This is a genomic window from uncultured Methylobacterium sp., from assembly GCF_964242245.1.
Lineage (GTDB): Bacteria > Pseudomonadota > Alphaproteobacteria > Rhizobiales > Beijerinckiaceae > Methylobacterium.
Genome location: NZ_CAXTBY010000003.1, coordinates 28,199 through 53,614 on the forward strand (window position 1 = coordinate 28,199; position 25,416 = coordinate 53,614).

A 25,416-nucleotide genomic window follows, 5' to 3' on the forward strand; every position below is an offset into this window, starting at 1 on the left:
CGAAGCCGGGCCGTTCCGCGGCGCCCCCGCGCTCACGGGGAGCCGGGTGGCATCGTGCGCCCGTGCACGGCGGCCTCTTTTAGATGCGGCCTGCGATCTTTACCTCTATAAGCCCGGCCAACTCAGCCAAGGCCGGCCGTCCGCGGGAGACCGCGGACGGGCTTTCCCGTTCGCAGGTTCACGATGCTCGGTGCCCTCGCCAAGAAGATCTTCGGCTCGTCGAACGACCGCCGCGTGAAGGGCTACCGTCCGCGCGTCGCCGAGATCAACGCGCTGGAGCCCGAGATCCAGGTGCTGTCGGACGAGGCCCTGCGCGCCCGGACGACGATGCTGAAGGCGGAGCTCGAAGCCGGCAAGACCCTGGACGACATCCTCGTGCCCGCCTTCGCCACGGTGCGCGAGGCGGCCAAGCGCGTCTTCGGCCAGCGCCACTTCGACGTGCAGCTCATCGGCGGCATGGTGCTGCACGAGGGCGGCATCGCGGAGATGAAGACCGGCGAGGGCAAGACGCTCGTCGCGACCCTGCCGGTCTACCTCAACGCGCTCTCGGGCAAGGGCGTCCACGTCGTCACCGTCAACGACTACTTGGCCTCCCGCGACGCCGAGTGGATGGGGCAGGTCTACCGCTTCCTCGGGCTCACCGTCGGCACCATCGTCCACGGGCTCGACGACGAGCAGCGCAAGGCGGCCTACGCCTGCGACATCACCTACGGGACCAACAACGAGTACGGGTTCGATTACCTCCGCGACAACATGAAGTACGAGATGTCCCAGCTCGCGCAGCGGGGGCACAACTTCGCGATCGTCGACGAGGTCGACTCGATCCTGATCGACGAGGCGCGCACGCCTTTGATCATCTCCGGTCCCGTGGACGACCGCTCGGAGCTCTACGTCACCGTCGACGCGCTGATGCCGCAGCTCGTGCCCGAGCACTACGATCTCGACGAGAAGCAGCGCACCGTCTCGCTCACGGAGAGCGGCAACGAGTTCTTGGAGGAGGCCCTGCGCGAGGCCGGCATCCTCAAGGACGGCGACCTCTACGACGGCCACAACGTCACGATCGTCCACCACGTGAACCAGGCGTTGCGCGCCAACACCCTGTTCACGCGGGATAAGGACTACATCGTCAAGAACGACGAGGTGATCATCATCGACGAGTTCACCGGCCGCATGATGCAGGGCCGGCGCTACTCGGAAGGGCTGCACCAGGCGCTGGAAGCCAAGGAGCGGGTCACGATCCAGCCCGAGAACCAGACGCTCGCCTCGATCACCTTCCAGAACTTCTTCCGCCTCTACGACAAGCTCGCCGGCATGACCGGCACGGCCTCGACCGAGGCCGACGAGTTCGCCGAGATCTACAAGCTCGAAGTGGTCGACATCCCGACCAACAAGCCGGTGGAGCGCGTCGACGAGGACGATCAGGTCTACCGCACGGTGGGCGAGAAGTACGACGGCATCATTGCGGAGATCGAGACGGCGCATGCCCGCCACCAGCCGATCCTGGTCGGCACCGGCTCGATTGAGAAGTCGGAACTGATCGCCGAACTGCTGAAGAAGGCCGGCTACACCCTGCTCGACTATTCCGACCCGAACGCGCTCACCGACGTCTACGCCGCCGCCCGCGAGGGCCGGGTGACGAAGCGCTTCGCGGTGCTGAACGCCCGCTTCCACGAGCAGGAGGCCTACATCGTCGCCGAGGCCGGCGTGCCCGGCGCGATCACCATCGCCACGAACATGGCCGGGCGCGGCACCGACATCAAGCTCGGCGGCAACGTCGAGATGCGCGTGGAGAAGGAGCTTTTCGGAGTTCCCGAAGGCCCGGAGCGCGACGCGAAGGTCACTGCCATCAAGGCCGAGATCGCCGAGAACCGCACCAAGGTGCTGGCGTCGGGCGAGCCGGCGGACCCGGAGGCCGGGCGCAAGAAGGACCTGCCCGGCGGCCTCTACATCATCGGCACCGAGCGCCACGAGTCGCGGCGCATCGACAACCAGCTCCGCGGCCGCTCCGGCCGCCAGGGCGATCCGGGGCGCTCGAAGTTCTTCCTGTCGCTCCAGGACGACCTGATGCGGATCTTCGGCTCCGACCGCATGGACGGCATGCTGCAGAAGCTCGGCCTGGAGCAGGGCGAGGCGATCATCCACCCCTGGATCAACAAGGCGATCGAGAAGGCGCAGCAGAAGGTCGAGGCGCGCAACTTCGACATGCGCAAGAACGTGCTCAAGTACGACAACGTCATGAACGACCAGCGCAAGGTGGTGTTCGAGCAGCGCCGCGACTTCATGGGCCAGGACAGCGTGGCCGAGACCGTCGAGGAGATGCGCCAGGGGGTGATCGACGACCTCGTGGCGACGCACATCCCCGAGAACGCCTACGCCGAGCAGTGGGACGCCGCCGGCCTCGGTGCGCGCGTCGCCGACGTGCTGAACCTCCAGGAGCCGGTCGAGGACTGGGCCAAGGAGGAGGGCATCGCCGACGAGGAGATGCGCGAGCGCCTGAAGAAGGCCGCAGACAGCGCCTACGCCGCCCGCTCGGAGAAGAACGGGCCCGAGGTGATGACTTACATCGAGAAGCAGGTGCTGCTCCAGACCCTCGACCACCTCTGGCGCGAGCACCTCGTGACGCTGGACCATCTGAGACAGGTGATCGGCTGGCGGGGCTTCGCCCAGCGCGACCCGCTGAACGAGTACAAGTCCGAGGCCTTCGACCTGTTCAACGGGCTGGTCACGCAGCTTCGCGAGCAGGTCACCGCTCAGCTCTCGCGGGTCGAGATCATGTTCCAGGAGCCGAGCGCGCCCGAGCACCCCTTCGGCGCGTCGCCGGGCCTGCCCCCGATGTTCGCCCAGCACCTCGATCCGGTCACCGGCGAGAACGAGATGGCCCACCGCGGTACCGGGAGCGACGGTGGGGGCGGAGGCGCCTACGGCTACGCCGCGCAGGGGCTAGTCGCCGACGGCGCGGTGCTCGAGCGCAATCCCGACGACGCGACGACGTGGGGCCGCGTCGGCCGCAACGAGCCCTGCCCCTGCGGCTCGGGCAAGAAGTACAAGCACTGTCACGGAAGCTTCCAGGCCTGATCGATCAGGCCCGATTGGCGCGGAGCCTCGTCTCCGTTGCGTCCGAACGGGTGCCTGCCTCGATGACCCGAACCGTCTTCATCGCCGGCGCCGGCACCGGGATCGGCAAGACCTACGTCACGGCCGCCCTCGTGCGCCGGCTGCGCGCCGCCGACCGCTCCGTCCGGGCGCTCAAGCCGGTGACGAGCGGCGTACCGGCGCTCGACGATCCGGCCTTCGCCGACAGCGACACCGCGCGTTTGCTCGCGGCGCAGGGGATCGCGCCGACGGCGGAGGCCGTCGCGGCCTGCTCGCCCTGGCGCTTCGCCGCGGCGCTCGCGCCTGATCAGGCCGCCGCGCTCGAGGGACGGAGCCTCGCCCTGTCGGACCTCGCGCGCTGGTGCCGCGCGCGGATCGAGGAGACCAGCAATATCCTGCTGATCGAGGGCGTCGGCGGGCTGATGAGCCCGGTCACCGCCGACGCCACCGGGCTCGACTGGCTCCGCGCCCTCGCATGCCCCGCGCTCCTCGTCGCGGGCAGCTACCTCGGCGGGATCAGCCATGCGCTAACCGCTTACGAGACCTGCCGCGCCCACGGCGTTCCCGTCCTCGCGCTCGTCGTCAGCGAGAGCCTCGGCGCGCCGGCCCCGGCCGCCGTCGTGGCCGACGCGATCCGGCGCCGGGTCTCGGCTCCGGTGATGGCCCTCGGACGCGGGCAGCCCTGCCCCGAGGCGCTCGCCGCCCTGGTGTGACGCCGGGACGGGTCAGAACCCCGGATCGTCGATCGGATGTGTCACGGCGCGCGCCGGCGATGAGACCTGACCTCTCAGGTCATCCCCGTCGAAACGATTGGACAGGATGCTCAGTCGATCTCGACCATCACGGTCGCGCTCTGCGGGATCGTGCCGCCGCCGACCGAGGTGGCGCAGGCGATGACGTCGCCCGGTTGTCGAGGCCCCCCGGCAGCGGGAACATAAACCCGGCCCGCACCGTTCGACCATGCCGAGGATGATCATGCTTGGCGGCACAGCCGTGAAGCCGGGCCGCGATGTCGTTCTCGCAGGGAGGATTCCATGAGCAGCACCACCGACAAGATCAAGGGTCTGGCCAACGAGGCCGTGGGCAACGTCAAGCAGGGGGTCGGCGAGGCTGCCGGCAACGAGAAGCTGCAGGCCGAGGGTAAGGCTCAGGAACTCAAGGGCGATGCCCAGAAGACCGTCGGCGATGCCAAGGATGGCGTGAAGAACGCCGCGCAGGGTGCGGCCGACGCCGTCAAGAAGATCTGATGCTCTCCGTGCTCCGGTCGGCGGCGCCCCACAGCGCTTCGGCCGTAGCATTGAGAGGCCATGGGGCCGGTCTCGCGCCGCGCTCGCGCGGTGCGGTGGAACGTGAGCCGGGATCGGACCTTGGGTGACATCCCCGAGCCTCACGGCCGGCCAATTCCGCAGCGCTCCGGAGTTGATCCTCGATCGATTCGCTCGGCCACGGTGGACCGGTTCGGTTTCGGAGAAGCCCCCTTCGCTGCGCCGACCGGCATCGCTACGCTCGAAAATGGTCTAGGTAGGCTCGGACCGGGTTCACGCTCTGACTCGACCGATGGTCGAGAGATCAAGGCCCGAGGGACCTGAGACGAAGACACCCGAGACGAGGCCATGACCGGCTCCAGCACCCCGACCCAGGCCCTGACACGGCCCGCCTCGCAACTCGTGACGATCTTCGGGGGCTCCGGCTTCCTCGGTCGGCACGTGGTGCGGGCGCTGGCCAAGCGCGGCTACCGCATCCGTGTCGCGGTGCGCCGACCGGACCTCGCCCTGTTCCTCCAGCCCCTCGGCAAGGTCGGGCAGATCGTGGCGGTCCAGGCCAACCTGCGCTATCCCGACTCCGTCGTCCGTGCCGTCGCCGGGGCGGACGTGGTGATCAACCTCGTGGGCATCCTGCAGGAGGCCGGCACCCAGAGCTTCTCGCGATTGCAGGCGGATGGCCCGGGCGAGATCGCGCAGGCCGCGGCGTCCGCGGGCGCGGCGATGATCCACGTTTCGGCGATCGGCGCCGACGCGGCATCCGAGTCGCGATACGCCCGCACGAAGGCCGAGGGCGAGGCCGGCGTCCTCGCCGCGTGCCCCGGCGCCGTGATCTTCCGGCCATCGCTTGTGTTCGGTCCGGGCGACAGCTTCTTCAACCGCTTCGCCAGCCTCGCCCGCCTGTTGCCGGTGCTGCCGCTCGCCGGGGCGCAGTCGCGCTTCCAGCCGGTGTTCGTCGGCGACGTGGCCGAGGCGATCGCGCGGGCCGCCGAGGGCCGCGTGCCCGGCGGCAAGGTCTACGAACTCGGCGGACCCGAGATCGCGACCCTGGAGCACCTCGTCCGCTATATGCTGAGGACGATCATGCGCCGGCGCGTCGTCCTCTCCCTGCCGCTGCCGCTGGCGAAGATCCAGGCCCGCGCCATGGAACTCGCCGACACCCTCACGCTCGGGCTCCTGCCGGAGAACCTGAAGCTCACCCGCGATCAGGTTGTCCTGCTCCAGAACGACAACGTCGTGTCGGACTTGGCGATCGCGGAGGGGCGGACCTTCGCGGGTCTCGGCATCCAGCCGACCGCGGCCGAGGCCGTGGTGCCGGGCTACCTCTGGCCCTTCCGCAAGGCCGGCCAGTTCGCCGAAGGGCGCGGCGACGAGAGCCAGGCGGAGGTGCCCGACACGATCGCTCCCGTGCCGATGGGCGAGGGCTCGCAGCATCGCCCGATGCGCGCTTCCGGGCCGGCGATCGGGGCCGATGCCGGCGCCGGACCGGGCCAACGGTGGGGGACCCGCAAGTAGGCGCGCCCGGACGCTCTACCGGATGCGCTCCCGCGCGACGGGCGACGGAAGACGGCGTGACAGGCCCTTGTGGACGTGGACCATCAGCGCGATTCCGAAGAGCGGGGTCAGGAGGTTGACCACGGGCACCACCATCATCCCGGCGAGCAGGCATCCCGCCCCCAGGGTCGTCGCCGGGTGCGCACGGCGCATGGCGTTGGCCTCCGCCAGCGGCCGGAACCGGGCGGCCGCCATCTCGAAGTATTCCCGCGCGAGCAGGTAGGCGTTGGCCGAGAAGAACGCCGCGATGCCGACGACCGGCAGGAAGAACACGACCAGCGCCGCGAGGTTCACGAGCAGGGTGAGACCGGCAAACCGCAGCGCGTAGAGCATCGCCGTTCCCCAGGGCATGGGCCGGCCGGGCGGCTCGTTCGGGAAGTCGGTGCCCTCGACGATCGCGGCGGCCTCGTCGAGGAAGAAGCCCGCCACCAGGATCGACACCGCCGGCATGACGTAGGCCAGCGCCACGAACAGTCCGAAGCCGGCCAGGAAGTAGGCGAGGCCGTCGAGCAGCGGGTACTGCTCGGAGATGTGATGGCTCGCCTGGAACCACTGGATCAGCCGCGTCATTCCGATCCAGGCGAGGAGCAGGAGGCCGAGCGTGAGGCCGAGCGACTTCCACAGGATCGCCCGCAACGGCGGCGAGAAGGTCTGACGCAGGGCCGCGAGCGCCGCCTGGATGAGCATGCCGAGTTCCCGTATCCCGCCGTCGTGCGGCGCCCCGCGGTTGTGGCGTCGGCCCTGGTCCGCCGCAAGGCTCCCCGAAGCCGCCGCGTCGCGCCGGAACGCCCGTGCGGCACCCTGCTCGATGACCGCCCGTCACGCGAGGAGCCCGGCCCGCGCATGAGTCCAGCCTCGCGTAAACCGGCCGCGCATGCCCGCTTCGCCCCGAGTCTCGTGCCCCGCCTCGCGCCCCTGCCCGCCGCGCCGGAGGTGATCGTGGTGGGCGCGGGTGCGGCGGGAATCGCGGCCGCGCGCACCCTCCTGGGGCGCGGCGTGTCGGTCGCGGTCCTGGAGGCGCGCGGTCGCGTCGGCGGCCGCACCGTCACGACGATGCTGCGGGGGCACCCCATCGACCTCGGCGCGCACTGGCTCCACGCCGGGCCGATCAACCCGCTGGTGCATCTCGGCCGGGCCCGGGGCGAGCCCCTGCGCCGGGCCGCCCAGGAGGGCCATGTCTGGGTCGGCCGCCGGCCCGGCCGCGCGGCGGAGGCCGCGGCGTCGGCGCGGGCCTTCGACCTCGCCGACCGGGCGATGACGCGGGGCGCCGCCACTGAGGGTCCGGACCGCGCCGCCGCGCGTGCCCTGCCCCGCAGCCTCGGCCCCTGGGGCGCCCGCGTCGCACGGGTGCACGGGCTCGTTTCGGGCCGGCCGCTGGAGGAGGTCTCGCTCCACGATTTCCCGAGCATGGAGTACGGCGACAACGTCTTCATTGCGGGCGGCTACGGCGGCTACCTCGCGCGGCTGGCGCAAGGCCTGCCGATCGCCCTGTCGAGTCCCGTCGCGCGCATCGATTGGACGGGCGTCGGCGTCCGGGTCGAGACGGCGGACGGGCGGCGCCTATCGGCGCGGGCCGTCATCGTCACCGCGCCGGTGATGGTCCTGCGCACCGGGCTCGGCTTCACCCCCGCCCTCCCCGAGCCGGTTCGCCGAGCGATCGACGGATTCTCGACCGGGATCTACGAGCACGCGGTGCTGCACTGGCCGTCGAGCCCCTTCCGGGGCCGGGACCGGCTCGCGTCGCTGGTCGGCGGCCGGCTGAGCCCGCCGGGGCTGCTGACCCGGATCGACGGCACGCCGTTTCACTACTTCGAGCTGGATTCCGGCAGCGCCGCGCTGATCGACGCGGCCGGGACCGGCGCGGACGGCGTGCGCCGCCGCGTGCGGGCGACGCTCGCCGCGCATTTCGGGCCCACGCGCCTGCGCGACCTGTCCATCCCCGCGGTCAGCGAGTGGCGCCACGATCCGTGGTCGCAGGGGTCGTGGGCGGTCGTGCCGCCGGGCCATGCGCCGGCGCGGCAGGTCCTCCACGCACCGGTCGGCGGGAAGATCTGGTTTGCGGGTGAGGCCCTGTCGCGCCTGCAATGGGGCACCACGGGGGGCGCCTATGCGGAGGGCGCGCGGGCGGCCGAGGCGGTCGCCGGGCGTATCCGGATGGGCACAGCCGCCTGACGAAGATGGCGCGGGACGCTCTCCTCGCCTTGCGGACGGCGCGAAAACGCGATGCATCAGACGCCACGGCGTTCGCGGCCAGGAGTGGTGTCATGGATTGGGTCGAGGGCATCGGCTATCTCGGGACGGCGCTGACCATCTCCGCCTCGGCGATGAGCACGATGATCCCCCTGCGGATCATCTCGCTGGTCGCCAGCGCCGCGGTCATCACCTACGGGGTCATGATCGGCAGCCTGCCGGTGGTGCTCACCGAGGCGATCCAGATCCCGTTCAACGCCTTCCGTCTCTGGCAGATGGTTCGCCTCGTGCGCGACGTGGAGATCGCGGCCGACGGCGATCTCTCCCTGGACTGGCTCAAGCCCTACGGCACCGAGCGTCGCTTCACCGAAGGCGCCAGCCTGTTCGCCAAGGGCGAGGCGGCGGCTGCGATGTACTACGTGGTGAGCGGCTGCTTCCGCATCCCGGAATACGGGATCGACGTGCGGGCCGGCGGCATCGTCGGCGAACTCGGGCTGCTCTCGCCGGGCAACAGGCGCACGGCCTCGCTCGTGTGCACGGAGGACGGCCGGGCCCTGGAGGTGCCCTACTCCGCAGTCAAGCAACTCTACTACCAGAACCCCGAATTCGGGTTCAGCTTCCTGAAGCTCACGAGCGAGCGGCTCTTCCAGAGCGCCGCCGCGTCGGCTGCTGCCGCCCGTCCCCTCCCGGCCGGCGGCGAGGTGCTGTGATCCTCAGAGCATGCTCGGCAGGATGCGGTCGGGCGGGCGGTGACCGTCCATGAAGGTCTTGATGTTGATGATGACCTTCTCGCCCATGTCGATCCGGCTCTCGAACGTCGCCGAGCCCATGTGCGGCAGCAGCACGACCTTGCCGGTGCGCGCCAGCTTGATCAGGCGCGGGCTCACCGCCGGCTCCTGCTCGAACACGTCGAGGCCGGCGGCCGAGATCTCGCCGGCCTCGATCAGGCGGGCGAGCGCGTTCTCGTCGATCACCTCGCCGCGGGCGGTGTTGACCACGATCGCCTCGGGCTTCAGCAGCTTGAGGCGCCGGGCCGAGAGCAGGTGGTAGGTCGCCGGCGTGTGCGGGCAGTTCGTCGAGACGATGTCGACGCGGGCCAGCATCTGGTCGAGCGATTCCCAGTAGGTCGCCTCGAGCCCCGCCTCGATCGCGGCCGGGACCCGGCGGCGATTGTGGTAGTGGATCTGCAGCCCGAACGCCTTCGCGCGGCGGGCGAGCGCCTGCCCGATCCGGCCCATGCCGACGATGCCCAGGCGCTTGCCGGTGATGCGGCGCCCGAGCATCCACGTCGGCGACCAGCCCGTGGTCCAGTCGTCGTCGGGGATGATGCGGGCGCCCTCCGTCACCCGGCGGGCGACGGCGAGGATCAGCGCCATGGTCATGTCGGCGGTGTCCTCGGTCAGCACGCCGGGGGTGTTGGTCACGGTGATGCCGCGCTCCAGCGCCCCGCCGACATCGATGTGGTCGACGCCGTTGCCGAAGTTGGCGATCAGCCGCAGGTTCGGTCCTGCCTGGGCGAGGAGCCCGGAATCGATCTTGTCGGTGACGGTCGGGACCAGCACGTCCGCCTCGCGGATCGCGGCCGTGAGCGCCTCGCCCGAGAGCGGAGCGTCGTCGTGGTTCAGGCGCGCGTCGAACAGCTCGCGCATGCGCGTCTCGACGGCGTCCGGCAGGCGTCGCGTCACGACGACGAGCGGCTTGCGCTTCAGCGACATCATCCCTCCCTACAGACAGTTCCGCCGGTCCGATGCCGCCCGTGGCCGCACCGCGTCGCGGGGCCGGCCCCGGCTTCAAGCTCCGTTAACCGAGGTCCGCCAGACAGGAGCGGCCGGCATCCGGCCTCTCTAGCAGAGCGAGGCCGGAACACAATCGGGCGCGCCGGACGGCGGACACGATCGCCCGGCGCACGGATTTCCCTCAACGGGACATGCGCGATGGGACATGGGAGACGGACGATGCGGATGGCTCGGCTCTTCCTTGCAGGCGCCGCTCTCCTCGCACTCCCGGCGCAGGCCGCACAGACGGCCGGCGGTCCGCCGGAGACCGGGACGGGCCCGGTCACCAAGCTGCCCCTGCCGCGCTATGCCAGCCTGAAGACCGACCGCGTCAACCTGCGCGAGGGTCCGTCGAAGGACCATCGCACCCTGTGGGTGTTCCAGCGTGCCGGGCTTCCGGTGGAGATCGTTGCCGAGTTCGAGACGTGGCGCCGCATTCGAGACTCGGAGGGGACGGAAGGATGGGTGCTGCACTCGCTCCTCTCCGGCCGCCGCACGGCGGTGGTGACGGCGAGCCAGGGCCCGAACAAGGGCGCGGTCCCGCTGCGGGCGCGGGCGGACGATGGTGCCGCGGACGAGGCGCGCCTGGAGGCCGGCGTGATCGGCAGCGTCAAGGGCTGTTCCGGGTCGTGGTGCCGCCTCGTCGTCGCCCTGCCCTCGAAGCAGGACGTCGACGGCTACATCCACCAGGACCGGCTCTGGGGCGTCTATCCGAACGAGCGGGTGGAGTGAGCGCGGGCCCGAACATCACCGAGCCTGCTCTCGCGGCCCGTACCTGAGCGAAGTCCAGTCCAGCCGAGGCTCAGCCCGGACGACGAACGCCCGGGCGTCGCCGCAGGCGTACGATCACCTCGACGCCGGCAATCTCCATGCCGTCGGGCGCCTCGGGGAGAGATTCCACGGTGATGCCGCAATCGGGCATGTCCAGCACCTGTCCCTCATCCTCAAGGAAGAAGTGGTGATGCTCGGATGGGTTGGTGTCGAAGTAGGCCTTGGACCCGTCGAGCGCGAGCTGACGCAGCAGGCCGGCTTCCGTGAACTGATGCAGCGTGTTGTAGACGGTGGCCAGCGAAACCGGCACCTTCGCGCGCATCGCCTCGTCGTAGAGCATCTCGGCGGTCAGGTGACGGTCGCCGCGGCCGAAGAGCAGCCAGCCGAGGGAGAGGCGCTGTCGGGTAGGCCGGAGACCAGCCCGGCGCAAGCGATCACGGAGGTCCGAGAGCGGGCAGCCGCGACGTGCGACGCCGGTCGCGTCTCCCGAGAGGGCCGGGATCCGGGCGTTGAGCGCGGCCTGTAAGGACACGAGTTCGGGCATCGGCGGGGCTGAACGCTCGCGGGAGGGTAACGACTGTCCTCATGTATATGGGATCGGGCAACCGGCCGCAACCCGAGGGCTCCCCGAGGCTCTCGTTCAAGCCTCGCGCTCAAGCTTGGAACGCGCCGTGCCGCTATGCTAACGAGGCCGCGAAGTGCGTGACTCGCGCCATGACGGACCCAGGAACCGAGGACTGATCCGCCTTCATGCCGCTCGATTCCGAACCGACCGCGCCGCGGGTCCCCGCCCGCGCCTCGCATTACTCCTACGAAGAGCTGCTGGCCTGCGGCAGCGGCGAGCTGTTCGGTGCGGGCAACGCCCAATTGCCGCTGCCGCCGATGCTGATGTTCGACCGCATCACCTCGATCGGCGCCGAGGGCGGCGCGTACGGCAAGGGTCACGTGCTGGCCGAGTTCGATATCCGGCCCGACCTCTGGTTCTTCCCATGCCACTTCAAGGGCGATCCGGTGATGCCCGGCTGCCTCGGCCTCGATGCTCTCTGGCAGCTCGTCGGGTTTCATCTCGGCTGGCTCGGCGCGCCTGGACGGGGCCGTGCGCTCGGCGTCGGCGAGGTGAAGTTCACCGATCAGGTGCTGCCGACCGTGGAGAAAGTCGTCTACGGCATCGACCTGCGACGGGTGCGGACCGGCAAGCTGGTCCTGGGCATCGCCGACGGCTGGCTGGAGGCGGACGGCAAGCGCATCTACGAGGCGAAGGATCTGCGCGTCGCCCTGTTCCAGGCATGACGGGCGGACACGATTCGATGGCATCGCAGGCAACGGGACGCGTCGTCGCCGGTTGAGACTGGGCCCGCCTCATCCTAGCTGACGCATGCGCGACGCGGGATTCCGGGGCGCATCGCGGTGGAGACAAGTTCGTTCATGCGCCGTGTCGTCGTCACCGGGATGGGGATCGTCTCGTCGATCGGAAACAACACGCAGGAGGTGCTCGCGTCGCTGCGCGAGGGCCGCTCGGGCATCGCCCGCGACGAGTCCTATGCCGAGCACGGTTTCCGCAGCCAAGTCTCGGGGCGGCCCGATCTCGACCCGGAAGGCCTCGTCGACCGCCGCGCCATGCGCTTCCACGGCGGCGGCACGGCCTGGAACCACGTCGCGATGGATCAGGCGATCCGCGACGCCGGGCTGGAGGTGGGCGACATCTCGAACCCGCGCACCGGCATCATCATGGGCTCCGGCGGCCCCTCGACGCGCGTGATCGTGGATTCCGCGGCGATCGCCCGCGAGAAGGGCGCGAAGCGCGTCGGCCCGTTCGCGGTGCCGAAGGCGATGTCCTCCACCGCGTCCGCGACGCTCGCCACGTGGTTCAAGATCAAGGGCGTGAACTACTCGATCTCGTCGGCCTGCGCGACTTCGAATCACTGCATCGGCAACGCCGCCGAGGTCATCCAGGGCGGCCGCCAGGACATCATCTTCGCCGGCGGCTGCGAGGATCTCGACTGGACCTTGTCCGTGCTGTTCGACGCCATGGGCGCCATGTCGGCGAAGTACAACGACACCCCGGCGCGGGCCTCGCGCGCCTACGACGCCAACCGCGACGGCTTCGTCATCGCCGGCGGCGCTGGCGTCCTCGTTCTCGAGGAACGCGAGCACGCCAAGGCCCGCGGCGCGCGCATCTACGGCGAGATCGCCGGCTACGGGGCGACGTCCGACGGGCACGACATGGTCGCGCCCTCGGGCGAGGGCGCGGTGCGCTGCATGCGGCAGGCGATCGAGGGTCTGAAGGGCGCGCGGATCGACTACATCAATCCGCACGCGACCTCGACGCCGGTCGGCGACGAGAAGGAGATCGAGGCGATCCGCGAGGTCTTCGGCCAGGGCGACGCCTGCCCGCCGATCGCCGCGACGAAGTCCCTGACCGGGCATTCGCTGGGGGCCACCGGCGTGCAGGAGGCGATCTACGCGCTTCTGATGATGAACAACGGCTTCCTCTGCGGCAGCGCCCACATCGACGACCTCGATCCGGCCTTCGGCGACATGCCGATCCTGCGCGACCGGCGGGATGGGGTTCGGCTCGGCCACGTGCTGTCGAACTCGTTTGGGTTCGGCGGCACCAACGCGACGCTCGTCCTCAAGAACGTCGATGCCTGAGCGCTCGCGCGGACACGGCATCCGACGGTATCCGCGCGGAGGTGCGACACCGGATCGCGAAAAGCTTTGGTTAACCTTTAGGAACCCATCCTGCCGGCCTTGGTTCTCGTGAAGATCCGCCGACGGAGATAAGTGGATGACCCTCTTCCTTATCGGACTGGCGATCGCTCTGGTGATCGTCGGCTCGGCTGGCATCTACGCCAAGCAGGCTCTCATCGACGACGCCAAGTCTCAGACCGGCGGCTACTTCTGAGGCCATCGGCGCGATCGATCCGAGCCGAAGCCACGTCGCGGGATTTCTCCTCTCAGCATCCGGTCCGGCCACCCGATTGGACACTGCGCCGACCCGCGCCTAAGCCTCCCGGTCGGCATCCGTTGCGGGATCGGGGAGCGCCGGAGTCGAGGATCGTATGACGGGTTTGATGGCGGGCAAGCGCGGCCTGATCATGGGCGTGGCCAACGACCACTCGATCGGCTGGGGCATCGCCAGGACGCTGCACCGGCACGGGGCGAGCCTCGCCTTCACCTACCAGGGCGAGGCACTCGGGCGCCGGGTCACGCCGCTGGCCCGGCAGCTCGATTCGGACATCGTCCTCCCCTGCGACGTCGAGGACCTCGCCTCCGTCGACGCGACCTTCGCGGCCCTGGATGCGCGCTTCGGCGGAACCCTGGACTTCGTGGTCCACGCCATCGGCTTCTCGGACAAGGCGCAGTTGAAGGGCCGCTACGTCGACGTGACCACCCGCGAGAACTTCTCGCGCACCATGGCGATCTCATGCTTCTCCTTCACCGAGATCGCGCAGCGGGCGGCGCGGCGCATGCGGGAGGGCGGCTCGCTGCTGACGCTGACCTACGGCGGCTCGACCCGGGTGATGCCGAACTACAACGTCATGGGCGTGGCTAAGGCGGCGCTGGAGGCCTCGGTCCGCTACCTCGCCACGGACCTCGGCCCCGACGGCATCCGCGTCAACGCCCTCTCGGCCGGCCCGATGCGGACGCTGGCCGGCGCCGGCATTGCCGATGCGCGCCTGATGTTCAACCACCAGAAGGCGCACGCCCCCCTGCGGCGCACGGTGACGCTGGACGACGTCGGCGGCTCGGCCCTCTACCTGCTCTCCGATCTCTCCGGCGGCGTCACCGGCGAGGTGCACTTCGTCGATTCGGGCTACAACATCATCTCGATGCCGCGCCCCGATGTCCTCCAGGCCCAGGACGAGGCCGGGGTGGTCGGCGACGCCTGACTCCCCCACGGGGTTGCCGGGGCAACCTATCGCTCATCGCGGGATGCGGCCCGGCGGCAGCGGAGCCTGCGTGCGCGGCACGCGCCGCACAAGCCGTCGCGTGCGCGGCTCGACGATCGTCGGCGGCACCGAGGGGTAGTTCGACGCGAACGGGTTCGAGGGCACGCCGGAGGCGGGAAGCCCCGCGCTGCCGCCGGCAAATCCCGCACCCTGCGCGAGGGCGGGCAGCGGAGCCGCCGCGATCAGGGCTGCGAGGGCGAAGCGGAACGGCATGAAGACTCTCCGATGAGGCATCGGCGTCCGGCCGCGCGGGAACGACGGGACGCCGTCGCGGAACCTGCGCCGCGCACGGGGTGTTCGCGCTGGATCAGGTCTCATCAGCGTTCGGGAGTTTTCGATGTCCGAAGTCACCTACCACATCGTCGAGCACGACGGCGGCTACGCCTACAAAGTTGGCGATGTCTTCTCCGAGACGTTCCCGAGCCATGCCGACGCGCTTCAGGCCGCGCAGGCGGCCGCCGCCGAGCAGCAGGTTCCCGGATCGACCGAGGGCATCCGCTACCAGGACGGGGCCGGCGCTTGGCACGACGAGACCGCACCGGGCAACGATCGCCCCACCGCGAAGGTCGAGGACTGATCCCGCGCGTCCGAACGGCGGCACGGTCCGCGATGGCACGCAAGCCGGCCGCATCCGCCCCGAGCCCGCGCCGGACGACATCGTCCGGCGCGGCCAAGCCCCTCAAGGGCGCGCGCCGCACGACGCCCTCCCCCGAGACGCTGGCCGCCCTCGGGCCGGATCGGCTGATCGGCCTGATCCTCGGGGAGACGGCGCGCAACCCGGCCTTCAGGAAGCTGGTGAGCGCGGCACTGGCCGCGCTCCAGGGCCCGGACGCGGTCGCCGCCATCGTCGACCGGCGCCTCGCAGCTCTGGAGGGCGCGCGCGGCTACATCGACTGGCAGAAGCGCCGGGCCTTCACGACGGACCTCGACGCCACCGTCACGGTGATCCTCTCGGAACTGGGTCCCCTCGACCCGCCGGCCGCCCTCGACCGGCTGCTGCGCTTCCTCGACGGTGCCGACGCGGTGCTCAACCGGGTCGACGACGGCACGGGCGCGATGCAGGGCGTGTACGAGCGCGCCTCCGACGCCGCGGTCGAGATCGCCGCCGGCCTCGATGCCGTGCAGGCCGGGCGGTTCGCCCTCGCCCTGCTGCCGCGCGTCGCCGCCGATCCCTACGGTCCGTTCGGCCGCCTGATCCGCGACCTCGTCCCGCGCCTGCCCGCAGAGGCGCTCGCGCCTCTCGATGCCGGCCTAGCCGAGGCGGCCGAGGCGCTGGCGCCAACCGAGGCGCCGCGGGCGGGCAAGGGCGGCGAGGCGGTCGCGTTCCGTCGCGACCTGCACCGCGTCCACCTGCTGCGGGTCCGCCAGGACATCGCGGATCGGCGCGGCGACGTCGACGGTTACGTCGCGCTGGAGCGCGCGATCATGCCCGAGCGCCCGGACCCCCTGGAGATCGCCCGGCGCCTGCTCGACGCGGACCGCGTGGGCGAAGCGCTGGACTGGGTCCGCCGTCCGCAGCCGTCCCGCCTGCGCGTGGTGACCCGGGAGATGCTGACGGCCGGCGACTTCGACGCGGCGGCACCGGAGCGCGAGCGATTGCATCTCGAGATCCGCATCCTCGACGCGCTGGGACGCGGCGCCGACGCGCAGGCGCTGCGCTGGACGGGCTTCGAGGCGATGCGCGATGCCGGGATGCTGCGCGACCACCTCGCCAAGCTCCCCGACTTCGAGGACGAGGAGGCGCTGGAGCGCGCCCTCGACCACGTGGGCCGCGACGCGGACCCGCACCGGGCGCTGGCCTTCCTCGTCGACTGGCCGAGCCTGGACCGGGCGGCGCGCCTCGTCTGCGACCATCGCGATGCGTGGCGGGGCGAGCATTACCGGCTGCTCGGCAGGGCGGCCGAGGCCCTGGGGGAGGACCATCCGCTCGCGGCGACGCTGCTCTATCGCCGCCTCATCGACGACATCCTCGGCCAGGGACGCAGCACCGCCTACCCGCACGCCGCCCGCTACCTGCTGGAACTCGACGGCCTCGCGGGGCGCCTCGGTCCCGCCGCGCTCGACCCCGACCCGAACAGCTACCGCGCGGCGCTGCGACGAGCGCACGGGCGAAAGCACGGATTTTGGAGCTTGCTGAAGGCATGACCACGCTTGGCACGACCGGCGAACGAATCGTTGTCGGATGTACGTGAAGTGGCACAGCTCAGTTCGTTATACGCACGGACGCGAGAGCTGCACTGAAGAGTTGCTGCATAGCTTGGTTGATGTCACCATTTGTCGCAACAGGGAAGTAAAGCCCGTCCGTAGCGCAACTCTTGAGCAGAGGACCTATATTATTTTCAAACGGCTTTACGTTTGAATTGTAAAAATCGTTGTCGTAGAGTGGCAGATATTGTGTGTAGATGATTCCGATTTTGATGTTTCTATCCTTCATCGTCTTGCAGGTAGCTGGATTGATTGCACTGATGAAGCGATTGTTATTGATCTTGAATCCTGCGCTCTGGTTGCTCACGGTGCCGTCGATAGGGGTATCCTGCACGCCATCGGTTACGAAGAACAGGAACCGGATGGGCGTGGCAGCCGTCACACCATTGCCGCTTGCCGGGACGGTGCTGGTCATCTTGCTGATTGCGCGCTCATAGGCTGTCTGGCTATCGCGCTGATCCTGATAGGAGTAGGCCAGATCGATCTGACCTGAAGCCGTCTTCACCTGATCGAGATTGGGTGTCAGTTGGATGAGCTGGGTTTGGAAGTCGCTGAAGGTCCACATTTCCATACGGAACTGCTGTGGCAAGCTCATGCTCGACTTGGCGGAGTCAACAAGGTTGGACACCGCGTCGCGCAGAACCTGGATACGCAGCTTGATGTTGTTCCGCTTGGCAATGTTATAGTTGTCGTTAACGTTCTCGGTGCCGTTGCTATTGAGAAGATGGCAGGCAAAAGCGCAGCCGCCTGCTACCCGCTGCATGTTGGCAATGTCGTTGGCAGTGGCGGCCAGCCCCATGGAAGGCGAATTATCGAGAAGCAGGTAGAAGTCGATGTACTGCGCCACGTTGCGCACGCTGCCGGACTGGCCTGCGATGCGCATCGTGGCCACGTTCATCATGCTGCTGAGCGTGGTTCGGACGGTCGCCGTGTAGCTGGCAGTCACCCCGACCTGCGTGACACCGGGAACCGGGACAGGGTCGAAAGACGTGATCGTCACGCCCTGTACCTTGGCTGCATCCGCCATGAACTGCGTGCGAGCGCTGTTCAGCATATCGGGCGTGATCGTGTTCGTCTTCTGGGCGATGACACCGAGGACCGCGGCATCCACGGCCGCGTCGAGCTGAGCTTTGGCGGCGTTGCGCCGGCCATAATCGATGGCCGCCCCCGTGGCGAACAGGATCGGGATACTGAGCACCGCGAAGGTGATGGCTACGTTTCCGGCTTGTGCGCGCGCAAAGCGGCGGAGACCGGCCTCGCCGCGCTGAGCTTCCGCGGTGAGCCGCGCCAGCAACCACATCAGAAATTCGGGCATTTCGAGCCTCCCGGCATGATGACCTCGCCCTTGTCGAGGCGCTGTGCCCACGAGATCCGCCGGCTGAACACCAAGCCTCTCGTACCGAAGATCCACCGGTAGAGGTTCGAACCAATGATCGGCGTGTAAGAGAGCGAGACCTCGGCCAGCACGTACCGGGCGCCGTCGTACTGGAAGGTCGTGGGCGTTACGGGCAGGCCGTTGGTGCCATTGATCGTGAGTACGGGGCGGGCGTTCTGCGGGTAGCTGGAGCAAACGCCGCCATAGAACGTCCCCGCGACGCTCTCGACGCCCATGGCATGAATGGCAACCTGCAGACTTGCTGTCGGGTAGGGCCGCATGATGGCGCCTGCCGCGTTGAGGATCGTGGCCATGTCGCCCGTCGTTGGGCTGCCGTTGGTTGCCCGTCCCGAGAGGTCGGCGATCGTGCGTGCGTAGAGCGTGACCTTGCGGCCGGTATCGATGGCGCGCGCGAGCTCTGTCAGCCCGAAGTAGATCGACACGAGGAGGGGCAGCACCATCGCGAATTCGAGGGCGGCCACGCCGCGTGCGTCAGCTCGGAAGCAAGCTGGGCGGCCAACATGCCAGGGCTGTCGAAGCGCACTCATGAGCCGGACGGGCAGGCCGCCGTCGAGTTGAACGGCTCGACCTGGAAGACGGTGGCCGCTTGGAGAACGCGGCGGCGGTTGGGCAGGGTGGCGTAGGCCGAGCCCAGCAGTGGGAAATAGACTGGTACGTCGATGACCGCCTGGACGACGACCACGTCGTTGGCGCGCGCGCAGGTGTAGGACTGGAAGCTTGCGTTCCAGTCCGAGACACCGGTTCTCGGGTCCGTCACCGTCGATTGTGAGGGCGTAGCCGCATCGAAGCTGGCAGCCTTGGTGATGCTGACCCGCACGCTGCCGCAGGGAAAGGTGGTCATGCGCGCCCGCCCGCCGGGGAAGCACATGGCGGTGCGGAAGTTTTTGAGCAACGTCGTTGTGTCGGTCGTACCGACGTTGGCTGTCTGAAACTGGCCCGTGTAGATCTGGCGCCCTGCCTCAGTCACCGCCTGCTGAAGGATCTCCTGCCCGAAGTAGGTCAGACCAGCCTCAAGGGAGGCTCCGGCAAGTGCCAGGAAGGGCATCGCCACAAGGGCGAATTCGACGGCCGTTGCACCGCTCTGGGTTCGCGAAAAGGTCCGAATGGCGCGCCAGAGCGCGCGGTAAACAGGGGACTGGCACACTATCGCAGCTGTCGTTCCGGGGGCCGCTACTCTTGCAGCCTGAGGACACATCCACATCGTCCGCGCGTCCCATAGCTGTCCGCGAGCCCTCCGCCGAGGCGTGGCAGGTGACGGTCGACGCATGCGTACAGGATGAGCCTTGCTAATCCGTTGCGTAGGTTGTCGAGATCTCCTACCGACGTTGCCCGACGGCCTTGACGTGGCGGAGCTGCCCGACTGACATCTGCCCAGCGGTGCGACCTGTCGCCGCCCCTCGGTCGCGCACGCGCGCAACAAGGCGGAGAACTATCCGTTACAGACCTCACGCCTGGGTGCCAAAACATCAGCTTGGCTCTCAGCATTCTGGCATACGCCGACCCCTACAGGCCGGCACCCCTGATAACCTGGGGGTGACCAGTCTCCTGACCCTCGAACGGCTGGCGATCATGAGCAATCCTCGCCAAATCCTGTTGAGCACGCGCATCCGTTCATCGGCCTTCTTCGGGGGTGTAACCGGCGTCACACGGATGAACCCCGCCGCCTCGGCGCGTTGCGCCACGCCCATCCCGAAGACCTTCGAGATCGCGCTCGTGCTCGACAACACCGGATCGATGGCCGACGCGGGCGGCGACGGTGTGACGAAGATTGCGGCGCTGAAGAGCGCCGCCAAGACCTTCGTCAACTACGTGTTCAAGAACCCGGCCTCCGCGGCGGGCACGAAGATGTCCATCGTCCCGTTCGCGGCTGCCGTCGCGGTCGATCCCGGGACCTACCGCACCGCCTCCTGGGTCGATCAGAGCGGCAAGTCAGCCTATCGCTGGACGAACGTGACGGGCGCCTCCGTGGCCGGATTCACCGGCCGCTTTGACATCTTCAGCAAGCTCCAGGCTGAGCGATCTGGAGCATCTTCCATGATCTTCGGATCACGGAAGATGCTCCAATTCCTTGTGCGGTCGCATTTTCTTCATGCGAGCCGGCATCCACCTCGCTGGAAAATGCTCCAGCGCATCGCCATCGATCATTCTTGAGCCGAGTACGACAATTCCTGGATCGGCCCGAGGGCGCATTGCTGGATCAGCAGCGCGACGAGGCCGGACCAGCCGGTCTGGTGCGAGGCGCCGAGCCCCCGGCCGGTCTCCCCGTGGTAGTACTCGTAGGACAGGACGTGGTCGCGGAAGTGCGGGTCGTCCTGCTCCAGCGGGCTGTCGCCGTAGACGGGACGCCGCCCGTCCGCCCCGCGGGTCGAGAGCGCGATCAGGCGGCGGGCGAGGTCGTCGGCGATCTCCTGCAGGGTGAGGTAGGTGCCGGAGCCGGTCGGCGCCTCCACCTGGAAGTCCGGGCCGTAGTAGCGGTGGAACCGGCGCAGGCCGTCGATCAGCAGGTAGTTGATCGGCAGCCAGACCGGCCCGCGCCAGTTCGAGTTGCCGCCGAACAGCCGCGTGCGCGACTCGGCCGGCTCGTAGGGCAGCGTCAGGTCGTCGCCGCCCCAGGAGAAGCGGAACGGCTCGCGCCCGTAGGCCTTCGACACGCCGCGGACGCCGTGGGGCGACAGGAACTCGTCCGCGTCGAGCATCCGGCGCAGCAGCGCCTTGAGCCTGTGCCCGCGCAGGAGGGAGAGCAGGATGGTGCCGCCCTGGCCGGGTTCCTGCCAGCGCGACACCAGGCTCGCGAGGTCGGGCCGGCTCTCGAGGAAGAAGCGCAGCCGTGCCGCGAGGCCGGGGAGCCGCGCGGTGTCGACCTCCCGCAGCACCGCCACCGCGCAGATCGGGATCAACCCGACGAGCGTGCGCGCCCGGATCGGGATGCGCTGGCCACCGGGCGTCTCGATCACGTCGTAGAAGAACCGGTCGGTCTCGTCCCAGAGGCCGCCCGCGCGTGCGGCGGCGTCCGCGATCAGCAGGAAATGCTCGAAGAACTTCTGCGCCATGTCCTCGTAGGCGCGGTCGCGCAGGGCCAGCTCGACGGCGATGCGCATGAGTTCGAGCGCGTTCATCGCCATCCAGGCGGTGGCGTCCGATTGCGTCAGCGCGCCGCCCGCGATCGGCTTCGAGCGGTCGAACAGGCCGATGTTGTCGAGCCCGAGGAAGCCGCCCTGGAACAGGTTGCGGCCGGCCGCGTCCTTGCGGTTGACCCACCACGTGAAGTTCATGCTCAGCTTATTGAACACGCGCAGCAGGAAGTCGTGGTCGGAGCGTCCCGTCAGCGCCCGGTCGAGGGCGAACACCCGCCACGCGGCGAAGGCGTGAAGCGGCGGGTTGGCGTCGGAAAAATTCCACTCGTAGGCCGGCACCTCGGCGTTGGGGTGGCCGTAGGATTCGTCCAGCAGCAGCAGGAGCTGCCCCTTGGCGAAGTCCGGGTCGATCATCGCGAAGACGATGCTCTGGAGCGCAAGGTCCCAGGAGGCGAACCAGGGATATTCCCAGGCATCGGGCATCGAGATGATGTCGTGCGCCCGCACGTGCCGCCAGTCGGCGTTGCGCTTCGTCTTCCGCGAGTCCGGCGGAGCGGGTTGCGCCGGATCGCCGTCGAGCCACTCGCGCACGTCGTAGTGGTAGAGCTGCTTGGACCACAGCATGCCGGCCAGGGCCTGCCGCTGCACCCGGCGCTCGTCCGCGTCGGCGATATCGGCCTGGAGGGCGGCGTAGAACGCCTCCGTCTCCGCGATGCGGGCCGCGAACACCGCGTCGAAATCGGCGAAGGGCTCGCCCGGGGCACCGTCCCGGCGGAAGCGCAGGCGCAGGAGCTCGCCGGCCCCGGGTTCGAGCGTCAGCCGGACGAGGGCCGCGCACTTGGTGCCCCGATGCTCGGGATTGACCGCGTCCGCCTCCCCATCGACGACGCGGCGGCCGATGCCGTCCTTCGGGTAGCCGGCCTTCAGCACGCCGAACAGGCGGGCTAGGTTGGTCTCGTTCTCGCAGAACAGCCACTCGGGCGCGCCCTCGGCGTGCAGCCGCATCGGCGGCATCGACGGGTGGCGCGCCGACACCGTCCCGTCGGCGGAAAGGCGCAGTTCCGGGCGCGGCCCGTCCGCCCAGGACCACGTGTTGCGCGCGAAGAGCTGCGGCAGCAGCGCCAGCGTCGCGGCCTCGGGGCCGCGGTTGATCGCGGTGATCCGCATCAGCACGTCGTCGGGGCCGGCCTTGGCGTACTCGATGCCCACGTCGCAGTACCGGCCCGCGTCGAACAGGCCGGTGTCGATCAGCTCGAACTCGCGCTCGTCGAGGCCGCGGCGGGCGTTCTCCGCCGTCAGCGCGGCGTAGGGGAAGGCCGCGTGCGGGTACTTGTACAGCATCCGCATGTAGGCGTGGGTGGGGAGGCCGTCGAGGTAGTAGTACAGCTCCTTCACATCCTCGCCGTGGTTGCCCTCGGCGTTGGTCAGGCCGAACAGGCGCTCCTTGAGGATCGGGTCGCGGCCGTTCCAGAGCGCCAGCGACAGGCACCAGTTCAGGTCCTTGTCCGAAAACCCGCCGATGCCGTCCTCGCCCCAGCGGTAGGCCCGGGAGCGGGCGTGGTCATGCGGCAGGTAGTCCCAGGCCTCGCCGTCGGGGCTGTAATCCTCCCGCACCGTGCCCCATTGCCGGTCGCTGAGGTAGGGCCCCCAGAGCCGCCACGCGGGGTCGGTCCGCGCCTCGGCGAGACGGCGCCCCTCCACGGTGTCGAAGATGCGCGGCGGGCGATGGGTGTAGGGCACGTCCGGGAAGGCCTCCGTTCAGGCACGCGATCCGGCCACGCCGTCTCCGACCCGAGACGACGTGTCAGCTTGGCCGGCGGCGCGCACCTGCAAGGGACGAGCCGGGATCGGTCGTCGCCCCCGCGCCACCCTGTGCTCCAGCCCCTTCCGACGGTTCGGTCCCTGTGAGTCCGCGGGTGTAACCGCGTCATGCGGCGCGCGAAGACGTCACGCGATGATTGCCTGATCCGGGGCAAACCTTGCCCGGCATCCTTCAGGGACCGTTCGACGCATGATCCTGAATCGCCGAACCGTCCTGCATGCGCTCGCGATGCCGCTGCTCGTCGCGGCGCCGGCCGCCGAGGCGGCCACCACCGACCTCGTCCTGGCCTGCGACACCGCCCTGGCGCCGGTGCTGAGCGCCGCAGCGGAGCGGTACTTCGAGACCGCGCGCCTCCGGGTCCGGGTGTTTCCGACCGGGCCGGGCCTGCTGATCCCGCAGATCGCGCGGGCCGTGCAGAACGACCTGCTGTTCACGCAGACGCACATCATGAACGCCGCCGCGACGGCGAAGCTGCTCGCGGGCGCGCCGCGGGGGACGTGGCGCAACCCCCTGGTCCTGGCCGCAGCCCGCGGCGCAGGGGCGCCTGCGCTGCGGGGCCGGATCGCGGTGTCGGACCCGACGCCGGGCTCCGACATGGACGGCCCGGCGATCATCACGGCGATGAACCTCGGTGAGCGCGCGATCCTCGGGGTGATCGACACCGAGGAGGTCGCCTTCCTGATCGCCCGCGGCGAGGCCGAGGCCGGGCTGCTGCACGTGAGCGACGTGAGGCGCCGCCCGGACCTGGAGGTCATCAGGACCGTGCCGGCCGCGGTCGCGCCGCCCCCGACCTACGCGGTCGCGCCGACGGTGCTGGCGCGGCGGCCGAACCCGGCCGGCTTCATCGACTTCCTGATCTCCCCCGAGGGACGGGCCGCGCTCGCGGCGCAGGGGCTGGAGACCGACGCATGAGCACGACGCGCGGCGGCGTAACGGAGCACCCGACCGGCGTCCAGACCCACGCGCTTCCCGTGCGCATCGCGCACTGGGGCATGGCGGCGGCCATCCTGGTCATGATCGGCAGCGGCTGGCGGATCTACAACGCCGAGCCGATCTTCCCCTTCACCTTTCCGGACTGGGCGACGCTGAGCGGCGATGTCGACCAATCGCTCGCCATCCACGGCGATCCGGGCGTCGCGACCGCGATCGCGTGGCACTTCTCCGGGATGTGGCTGCTGGTCGCGAGCGTCCTGCTGTTTGTCGGCTACGGCGTGGTCTCCGGCCACTTCCGCAGGGACTTCCTGCCCGTGGGTCCGGTCTCGTTCCTGCGCGACTTCATCGCTGCGGCACGCTTCCGTCTGGAGCACCGGCTCGGCGCGTACAACGCGGTGCAGAAGGCGTTCTACTGGGGCGTGCTGGTAATGCTGGTCGTGGTCATCGTCTCCGGCATCGCGCTCTGGAAGCCGGTGCAGACCTACCCGCTGGAGGCCGCTTTGGGCGGCTTCCAGGGCGCGCGCGTCGTCCACTTCCTGGCGATGGCGGCGATCACGCTGTTCCTCGTCGTCCACCTCGCCCTCGTCGCCCTGGTGCCGAGCACGCTGATCGCGATGATCACCGGCCGCTACGGGCACGCCGCGCCCGCCGCTGAGCCGATCCCACCGGCCGGAGCGCCCCGATGACGCTTGCCCGCCGCAACCTGCTCCGGGGCGGCCTGTCGCTGGGCGCCCTGACTACCCTGACCGGCTGCGACGTCAGCGACGGCGACGCGGTGCAGGGCGCGCTCGCCCGGGTCTCGCGCTGGAACGACCGGGTTCAGGCCGCCCTGTTCCGCAGCGGGCGGCTCGCCCCGACCTTCCCCGAGGCGATGGCGGTGAAGGATTTTCGCTACAACGCGTGGTACGGAGCCGAACAGGCGCCGCGCCTCGACCCGGCCGACTATCGCCTACTTCTGTCGGGCAAGATCGCCGACAAGCGGCCCTGGACGGTCGCGGCGCTGCACGCCCTGCCGCAGGAAACGCAGATCACCCGCCACGTCTGCGTCGAGGGCTGGAGCATGATCGGCAAGTGGACCGGCACGCCGCTCTCCGCGTTCCTGCAGCGGGTCGGCGCCGACACCACGGCCGGTTACGTCGGCTTCGCGTGCGCCGACGGCTACTACGAGGGGCTCGACATGGCCACCGCCCTGCACCCGCAGACCCTGATGGCGTTCAGGCTTCACGATGAACTTCTCCCGCACAAGCACGGCTTCCCGTTCAAGCTGCGGGTCCCGACCAAGCTCGGCTTCAAGAACCCGAAATTCGTGACCACGATCTACGTCACCGACAAGGAGCCTCGCGGCTACTGGCCCGACCGCGGCTACAACTGGTTCAGCGGGTTGTGAG

The 25,416-nt window shown here is 69.4% G+C and carries 24 protein-coding genes; 16 read left to right on the forward strand and 8 right to left on the reverse strand.

The annotated features are described in order from the left end of the window. Window positions 1-183 precede the first annotated feature (183 nt). From secA to ACFE8Y_RS01350, 4 genes are all read left to right on the forward strand, one after another. Window positions 184-3,075 (forward strand): preprotein translocase subunit SecA, encoded by a 2,892-nt coding sequence (gene secA, locus ACFE8Y_RS01335; protein ID WP_375462579.1) that lies wholly within the window; start codon window positions 184-186, stop codon window positions 3,073-3,075. Window positions 3,076-3,137: 62 nt separating this feature from the next. Next, window positions 3,138-3,806: a dethiobiotin synthase gene (bioD, locus tag ACFE8Y_RS01340; RefSeq protein ID WP_375462580.1), complete on the forward strand. Its 669-nt coding sequence runs from the start codon at window positions 3,138-3,140 to the stop codon at window positions 3,804-3,806. Between the two features lie 321 nt (window positions 3,807-4,127). After that, window positions 4,128-4,340, forward strand: coding sequence for a CsbD family protein (locus ACFE8Y_RS01345; RefSeq protein ID WP_375462581.1), 213 nt, complete (start codon window positions 4,128-4,130; stop codon window positions 4,338-4,340). 366 nt (window positions 4,341-4,706) lie between these two features. Next, a complete protein-coding gene (locus tag ACFE8Y_RS01350; protein WP_375462582.1) occupies window positions 4,707-5,870 on the forward strand; it encodes a complex I NDUFA9 subunit family protein in 1,164 nt (387 codons plus the stop codon). A 15-nt stretch (window positions 5,871-5,885) separates the two neighbouring features. Here the strand turns inward: ACFE8Y_RS01350 and ACFE8Y_RS01355 are convergent, their stop codons facing one another. After that, window positions 5,886-6,596 carry a sulfate transporter family protein gene (locus ACFE8Y_RS01355; RefSeq protein WP_375462583.1) on the reverse strand — a complete coding sequence of 237 codons (711 nt, stop codon included), beginning with the start codon at window positions 6,594-6,596 and terminating at the stop codon, window positions 5,886-5,888. A 156-nt stretch (window positions 6,597-6,752) separates the two neighbouring features. Between ACFE8Y_RS01355 and ACFE8Y_RS01360 the strand changes: the two genes are divergently transcribed. Together ACFE8Y_RS01360 and ACFE8Y_RS01365 are read left to right on the forward strand one after the other, a co-directional pair. Beyond that, window positions 6,753-8,081 carry a flavin monoamine oxidase family protein gene (locus ACFE8Y_RS01360; protein WP_375462584.1) on the forward strand — a complete coding sequence of 443 codons (1,329 nt, stop codon included), beginning with the start codon at window positions 6,753-6,755 and terminating at the stop codon, window positions 8,079-8,081. A gap of 92 nt (window positions 8,082-8,173) precedes the next feature. Next, window positions 8,174-8,809, forward strand: coding sequence for a Crp/Fnr family transcriptional regulator (locus ACFE8Y_RS01365; RefSeq protein ID WP_375462585.1), 636 nt, complete (start codon window positions 8,174-8,176; stop codon window positions 8,807-8,809). 3 nt (window positions 8,810-8,812) lie between these two features. Here ACFE8Y_RS01365 and ACFE8Y_RS01370 read toward each other — a convergent pair whose 3' ends face one another. Then, window positions 8,813-9,817 (reverse strand): 2-hydroxyacid dehydrogenase, encoded by a 1,005-nt coding sequence (locus tag ACFE8Y_RS01370; RefSeq protein WP_375462586.1) that lies wholly within the window; start codon window positions 9,815-9,817, stop codon window positions 8,813-8,815. A 237-nt stretch (window positions 9,818-10,054) separates the two neighbouring features. Between ACFE8Y_RS01370 and ACFE8Y_RS01375 the strand changes: the two genes are divergently transcribed. Then, window positions 10,055-10,606 carry an SH3 domain-containing protein gene (locus ACFE8Y_RS01375; protein ID WP_375462587.1) on the forward strand — a complete coding sequence of 184 codons (552 nt, stop codon included), beginning with the start codon at window positions 10,055-10,057 and terminating at the stop codon, window positions 10,604-10,606. A gap of 70 nt (window positions 10,607-10,676) precedes the next feature. On the opposite strand, the gene irr is transcribed toward ACFE8Y_RS01375, so the two are convergent. Beyond that, on the reverse strand, window positions 10,677-11,189 hold the full coding sequence (gene irr / locus ACFE8Y_RS01380; RefSeq protein WP_375462588.1) for a Fur family transcriptional regulator Irr: 513 nt from the start codon (window positions 11,187-11,189) through the stop codon (window positions 10,677-10,679). A gap of 206 nt (window positions 11,190-11,395) precedes the next feature. Between irr and fabA the strand changes: the two genes are divergently transcribed. The 3 genes from fabA (at window position 11,396) to fabI (ending at window position 14,538) form a co-directional block, all read left to right on the forward strand. Continuing rightward, complete coding sequence (fabA, locus tag ACFE8Y_RS01385) at window positions 11,396-11,935, forward strand: 3-hydroxyacyl-[acyl-carrier-protein] dehydratase FabA (protein WP_375462589.1); 540 nt, start codon at window positions 11,396-11,398, stop codon at window positions 11,933-11,935. A gap of 135 nt (window positions 11,936-12,070) precedes the next feature. Further along, window positions 12,071-13,297 (forward strand): beta-ketoacyl-ACP synthase I, encoded by a 1,227-nt coding sequence (gene fabB / locus ACFE8Y_RS01390; protein ID WP_375462590.1) that lies wholly within the window; start codon window positions 12,071-12,073, stop codon window positions 13,295-13,297. Window positions 13,298-13,707: 410 nt separating this feature from the next. Further along, on the forward strand, window positions 13,708-14,538 hold the full coding sequence (gene fabI / locus ACFE8Y_RS01395; RefSeq protein ID WP_375462591.1) for an enoyl-ACP reductase FabI: 831 nt from the start codon (window positions 13,708-13,710) through the stop codon (window positions 14,536-14,538). A 33-nt stretch (window positions 14,539-14,571) separates the two neighbouring features. Here fabI and ACFE8Y_RS01400 read toward each other — a convergent pair whose 3' ends face one another. Further along, window positions 14,572-14,811: a hypothetical protein gene (locus ACFE8Y_RS01400; RefSeq protein ID WP_375462592.1), complete on the reverse strand. Its 240-nt coding sequence runs from the start codon at window positions 14,809-14,811 to the stop codon at window positions 14,572-14,574. Window positions 14,812-14,935: 124 nt separating this feature from the next. Here ACFE8Y_RS01400 and ACFE8Y_RS01405 point away from each other — a divergent pair, with 124 nt between their 5' ends. Then, a complete protein-coding gene (locus ACFE8Y_RS01405; protein WP_375462593.1) occupies window positions 14,936-15,175 on the forward strand; it encodes a DUF2188 domain-containing protein in 240 nt (79 codons plus the stop codon). Between the two features lie 32 nt (window positions 15,176-15,207). Next, window positions 15,208-16,743, forward strand: coding sequence for a DUF6880 family protein (locus ACFE8Y_RS01410; RefSeq protein ID WP_375462594.1), 1,536 nt, complete (start codon window positions 15,208-15,210; stop codon window positions 16,741-16,743). A gap of 58 nt (window positions 16,744-16,801) precedes the next feature. On the opposite strand, the gene ACFE8Y_RS01415 is transcribed toward ACFE8Y_RS01410, so the two are convergent. The 3 genes from ACFE8Y_RS01415 to ACFE8Y_RS01425 all read right to left on the reverse strand — a co-directional run bounded on the left by ACFE8Y_RS01415 (window position 16,802) and on the right by ACFE8Y_RS01425 (window position 19,394). After that, window positions 16,802-18,118 carry a TadE/TadG family type IV pilus assembly protein gene (locus ACFE8Y_RS01415; protein WP_375462595.1) on the reverse strand — a complete coding sequence of 439 codons (1,317 nt, stop codon included), beginning with the start codon at window positions 18,116-18,118 and terminating at the stop codon, window positions 16,802-16,804. Then, window positions 18,103-18,660, reverse strand: coding sequence for a TadE/TadG family type IV pilus assembly protein (locus ACFE8Y_RS01420; protein WP_375462596.1), 558 nt, complete (start codon window positions 18,658-18,660; stop codon window positions 18,103-18,105). Before ACFE8Y_RS01420 ends, ACFE8Y_RS01415 begins: the two co-directional genes overlap by 16 nt. A gap of 62 nt (window positions 18,661-18,722) precedes the next feature. Beyond that, window positions 18,723-19,394, reverse strand: coding sequence for a TadE/TadG family type IV pilus assembly protein (locus ACFE8Y_RS01425; protein WP_375462652.1), 672 nt, complete (start codon window positions 19,392-19,394; stop codon window positions 18,723-18,725). A gap of 338 nt (window positions 19,395-19,732) precedes the next feature. Here ACFE8Y_RS01425 and ACFE8Y_RS01430 point away from each other — a divergent pair, with 338 nt between their 5' ends. Continuing rightward, the gene (locus ACFE8Y_RS01430; protein ID WP_375462597.1) at window positions 19,733-20,350 is read left to right on the forward strand and encodes a hypothetical protein; all 618 of its coding nucleotides are present in this window, start codon (window positions 19,733-19,735) and stop codon (window positions 20,348-20,350) included. Here the strand turns inward: ACFE8Y_RS01430 and ACFE8Y_RS01435 are convergent. Beyond that, window positions 20,341-23,013: a glucosidase gene (locus ACFE8Y_RS01435; protein WP_375462598.1), complete on the reverse strand. Its 2,673-nt coding sequence runs from the start codon at window positions 23,011-23,013 to the stop codon at window positions 20,341-20,343. The genes ACFE8Y_RS01430 and ACFE8Y_RS01435 overlap by 10 nt on opposite strands. Window positions 23,014-23,284: 271 nt before the next feature. Here ACFE8Y_RS01435 and ACFE8Y_RS01440 point away from each other — a divergent pair, with 271 nt between their 5' ends. The 3 genes from ACFE8Y_RS01440 to ACFE8Y_RS01450 are packed head-to-tail and all read left to right on the forward strand — an operon-like array spanning window position 23,285 to window position 25,415. Beyond that, complete coding sequence (locus tag ACFE8Y_RS01440; RefSeq protein WP_375462599.1) at window positions 23,285-24,007, forward strand: substrate-binding domain-containing protein; 723 nt, start codon at window positions 23,285-23,287, stop codon at window positions 24,005-24,007. Continuing rightward, window positions 24,004-24,714, forward strand: coding sequence for a cytochrome b/b6 domain-containing protein (locus ACFE8Y_RS01445; protein WP_375462600.1), 711 nt, complete (start codon window positions 24,004-24,006; stop codon window positions 24,712-24,714). The genes ACFE8Y_RS01440 and ACFE8Y_RS01445 overlap by 4 nt, the downstream gene beginning before the upstream one ends. Then, a complete protein-coding gene (locus tag ACFE8Y_RS01450) occupies window positions 24,711-25,415 on the forward strand; it encodes a molybdopterin-dependent oxidoreductase (RefSeq protein ID WP_375462601.1) in 705 nt (234 codons plus the stop codon). The genes ACFE8Y_RS01445 and ACFE8Y_RS01450 overlap by 4 nt, the downstream gene beginning before the upstream one ends. Window position 25,416: the final 1 nt, after the last annotated feature.

Coding starts and splice junctions, on each gene's coding strand:
- secA (WP_375462579.1), top strand. CDS start 184: ATGCTCGGTGCCCTCGCCAAGAAGATCTTCGGCTCGTCGAACGACCGC.
- bioD (WP_375462580.1), top strand. CDS start 3,138: ATGACCCGAACCGTCTTCATCGCCGGCGCCGGCACCGGGATCGGCAAG.
- ACFE8Y_RS01345 (WP_375462581.1), top strand. CDS start 4,128: ATGAGCAGCACCACCGACAAGATCAAGGGTCTGGCCAACGAGGCCGTG.
- ACFE8Y_RS01350 (WP_375462582.1), top strand. CDS start 4,707: ATGACCGGCTCCAGCACCCCGACCCAGGCCCTGACACGGCCCGCCTCG.
- ACFE8Y_RS01355 (WP_375462583.1), bottom strand. CDS start 6,596: ATGCTCATCCAGGCGGCGCTCGCGGCCCTGCGTCAGACCTTCTCGCCG.
- ACFE8Y_RS01360 (WP_375462584.1), top strand. CDS start 6,753: ATGAGTCCAGCCTCGCGTAAACCGGCCGCGCATGCCCGCTTCGCCCCG.
- ACFE8Y_RS01365 (WP_375462585.1), top strand. CDS start 8,174: ATGGATTGGGTCGAGGGCATCGGCTATCTCGGGACGGCGCTGACCATC.
- ACFE8Y_RS01370 (WP_375462586.1), bottom strand. CDS start 9,817: ATGATGTCGCTGAAGCGCAAGCCGCTCGTCGTCGTGACGCGACGCCTG.
- ACFE8Y_RS01375 (WP_375462587.1), top strand. CDS start 10,055: ATGCGGATGGCTCGGCTCTTCCTTGCAGGCGCCGCTCTCCTCGCACTC.
- irr (WP_375462588.1), bottom strand. CDS start 11,189: ATGCCCGAACTCGTGTCCTTACAGGCCGCGCTCAACGCCCGGATCCCG.
- fabA (WP_375462589.1), top strand. CDS start 11,396: ATGCCGCTCGATTCCGAACCGACCGCGCCGCGGGTCCCCGCCCGCGCC.
- fabB (WP_375462590.1), top strand. CDS start 12,071: ATGCGCCGTGTCGTCGTCACCGGGATGGGGATCGTCTCGTCGATCGGA.
- fabI (WP_375462591.1), top strand. CDS start 13,708: ATGACGGGTTTGATGGCGGGCAAGCGCGGCCTGATCATGGGCGTGGCC.
- ACFE8Y_RS01400 (WP_375462592.1), bottom strand. CDS start 14,811: ATGCCGTTCCGCTTCGCCCTCGCAGCCCTGATCGCGGCGGCTCCGCTG.
- ACFE8Y_RS01405 (WP_375462593.1), top strand. CDS start 14,936: ATGTCCGAAGTCACCTACCACATCGTCGAGCACGACGGCGGCTACGCC.
- ACFE8Y_RS01410 (WP_375462594.1), top strand. CDS start 15,208: ATGGCACGCAAGCCGGCCGCATCCGCCCCGAGCCCGCGCCGGACGACA.
- ACFE8Y_RS01415 (WP_375462595.1), bottom strand. CDS start 18,118: ATGCCCGAATTTCTGATGTGGTTGCTGGCGCGGCTCACCGCGGAAGCT.
- ACFE8Y_RS01425 (WP_375462652.1), bottom strand. CDS start 19,394: ATGTGTCCTCAGGCTGCAAGAGTAGCGGCCCCCGGAACGACAGCTGCG.
- ACFE8Y_RS01440 (WP_375462599.1), top strand. CDS start 23,285: ATGATCCTGAATCGCCGAACCGTCCTGCATGCGCTCGCGATGCCGCTG.
- ACFE8Y_RS01445 (WP_375462600.1), top strand. CDS start 24,004: ATGAGCACGACGCGCGGCGGCGTAACGGAGCACCCGACCGGCGTCCAG.
- ACFE8Y_RS01450 (WP_375462601.1), top strand. CDS start 24,711: ATGACGCTTGCCCGCCGCAACCTGCTCCGGGGCGGCCTGTCGCTGGGC.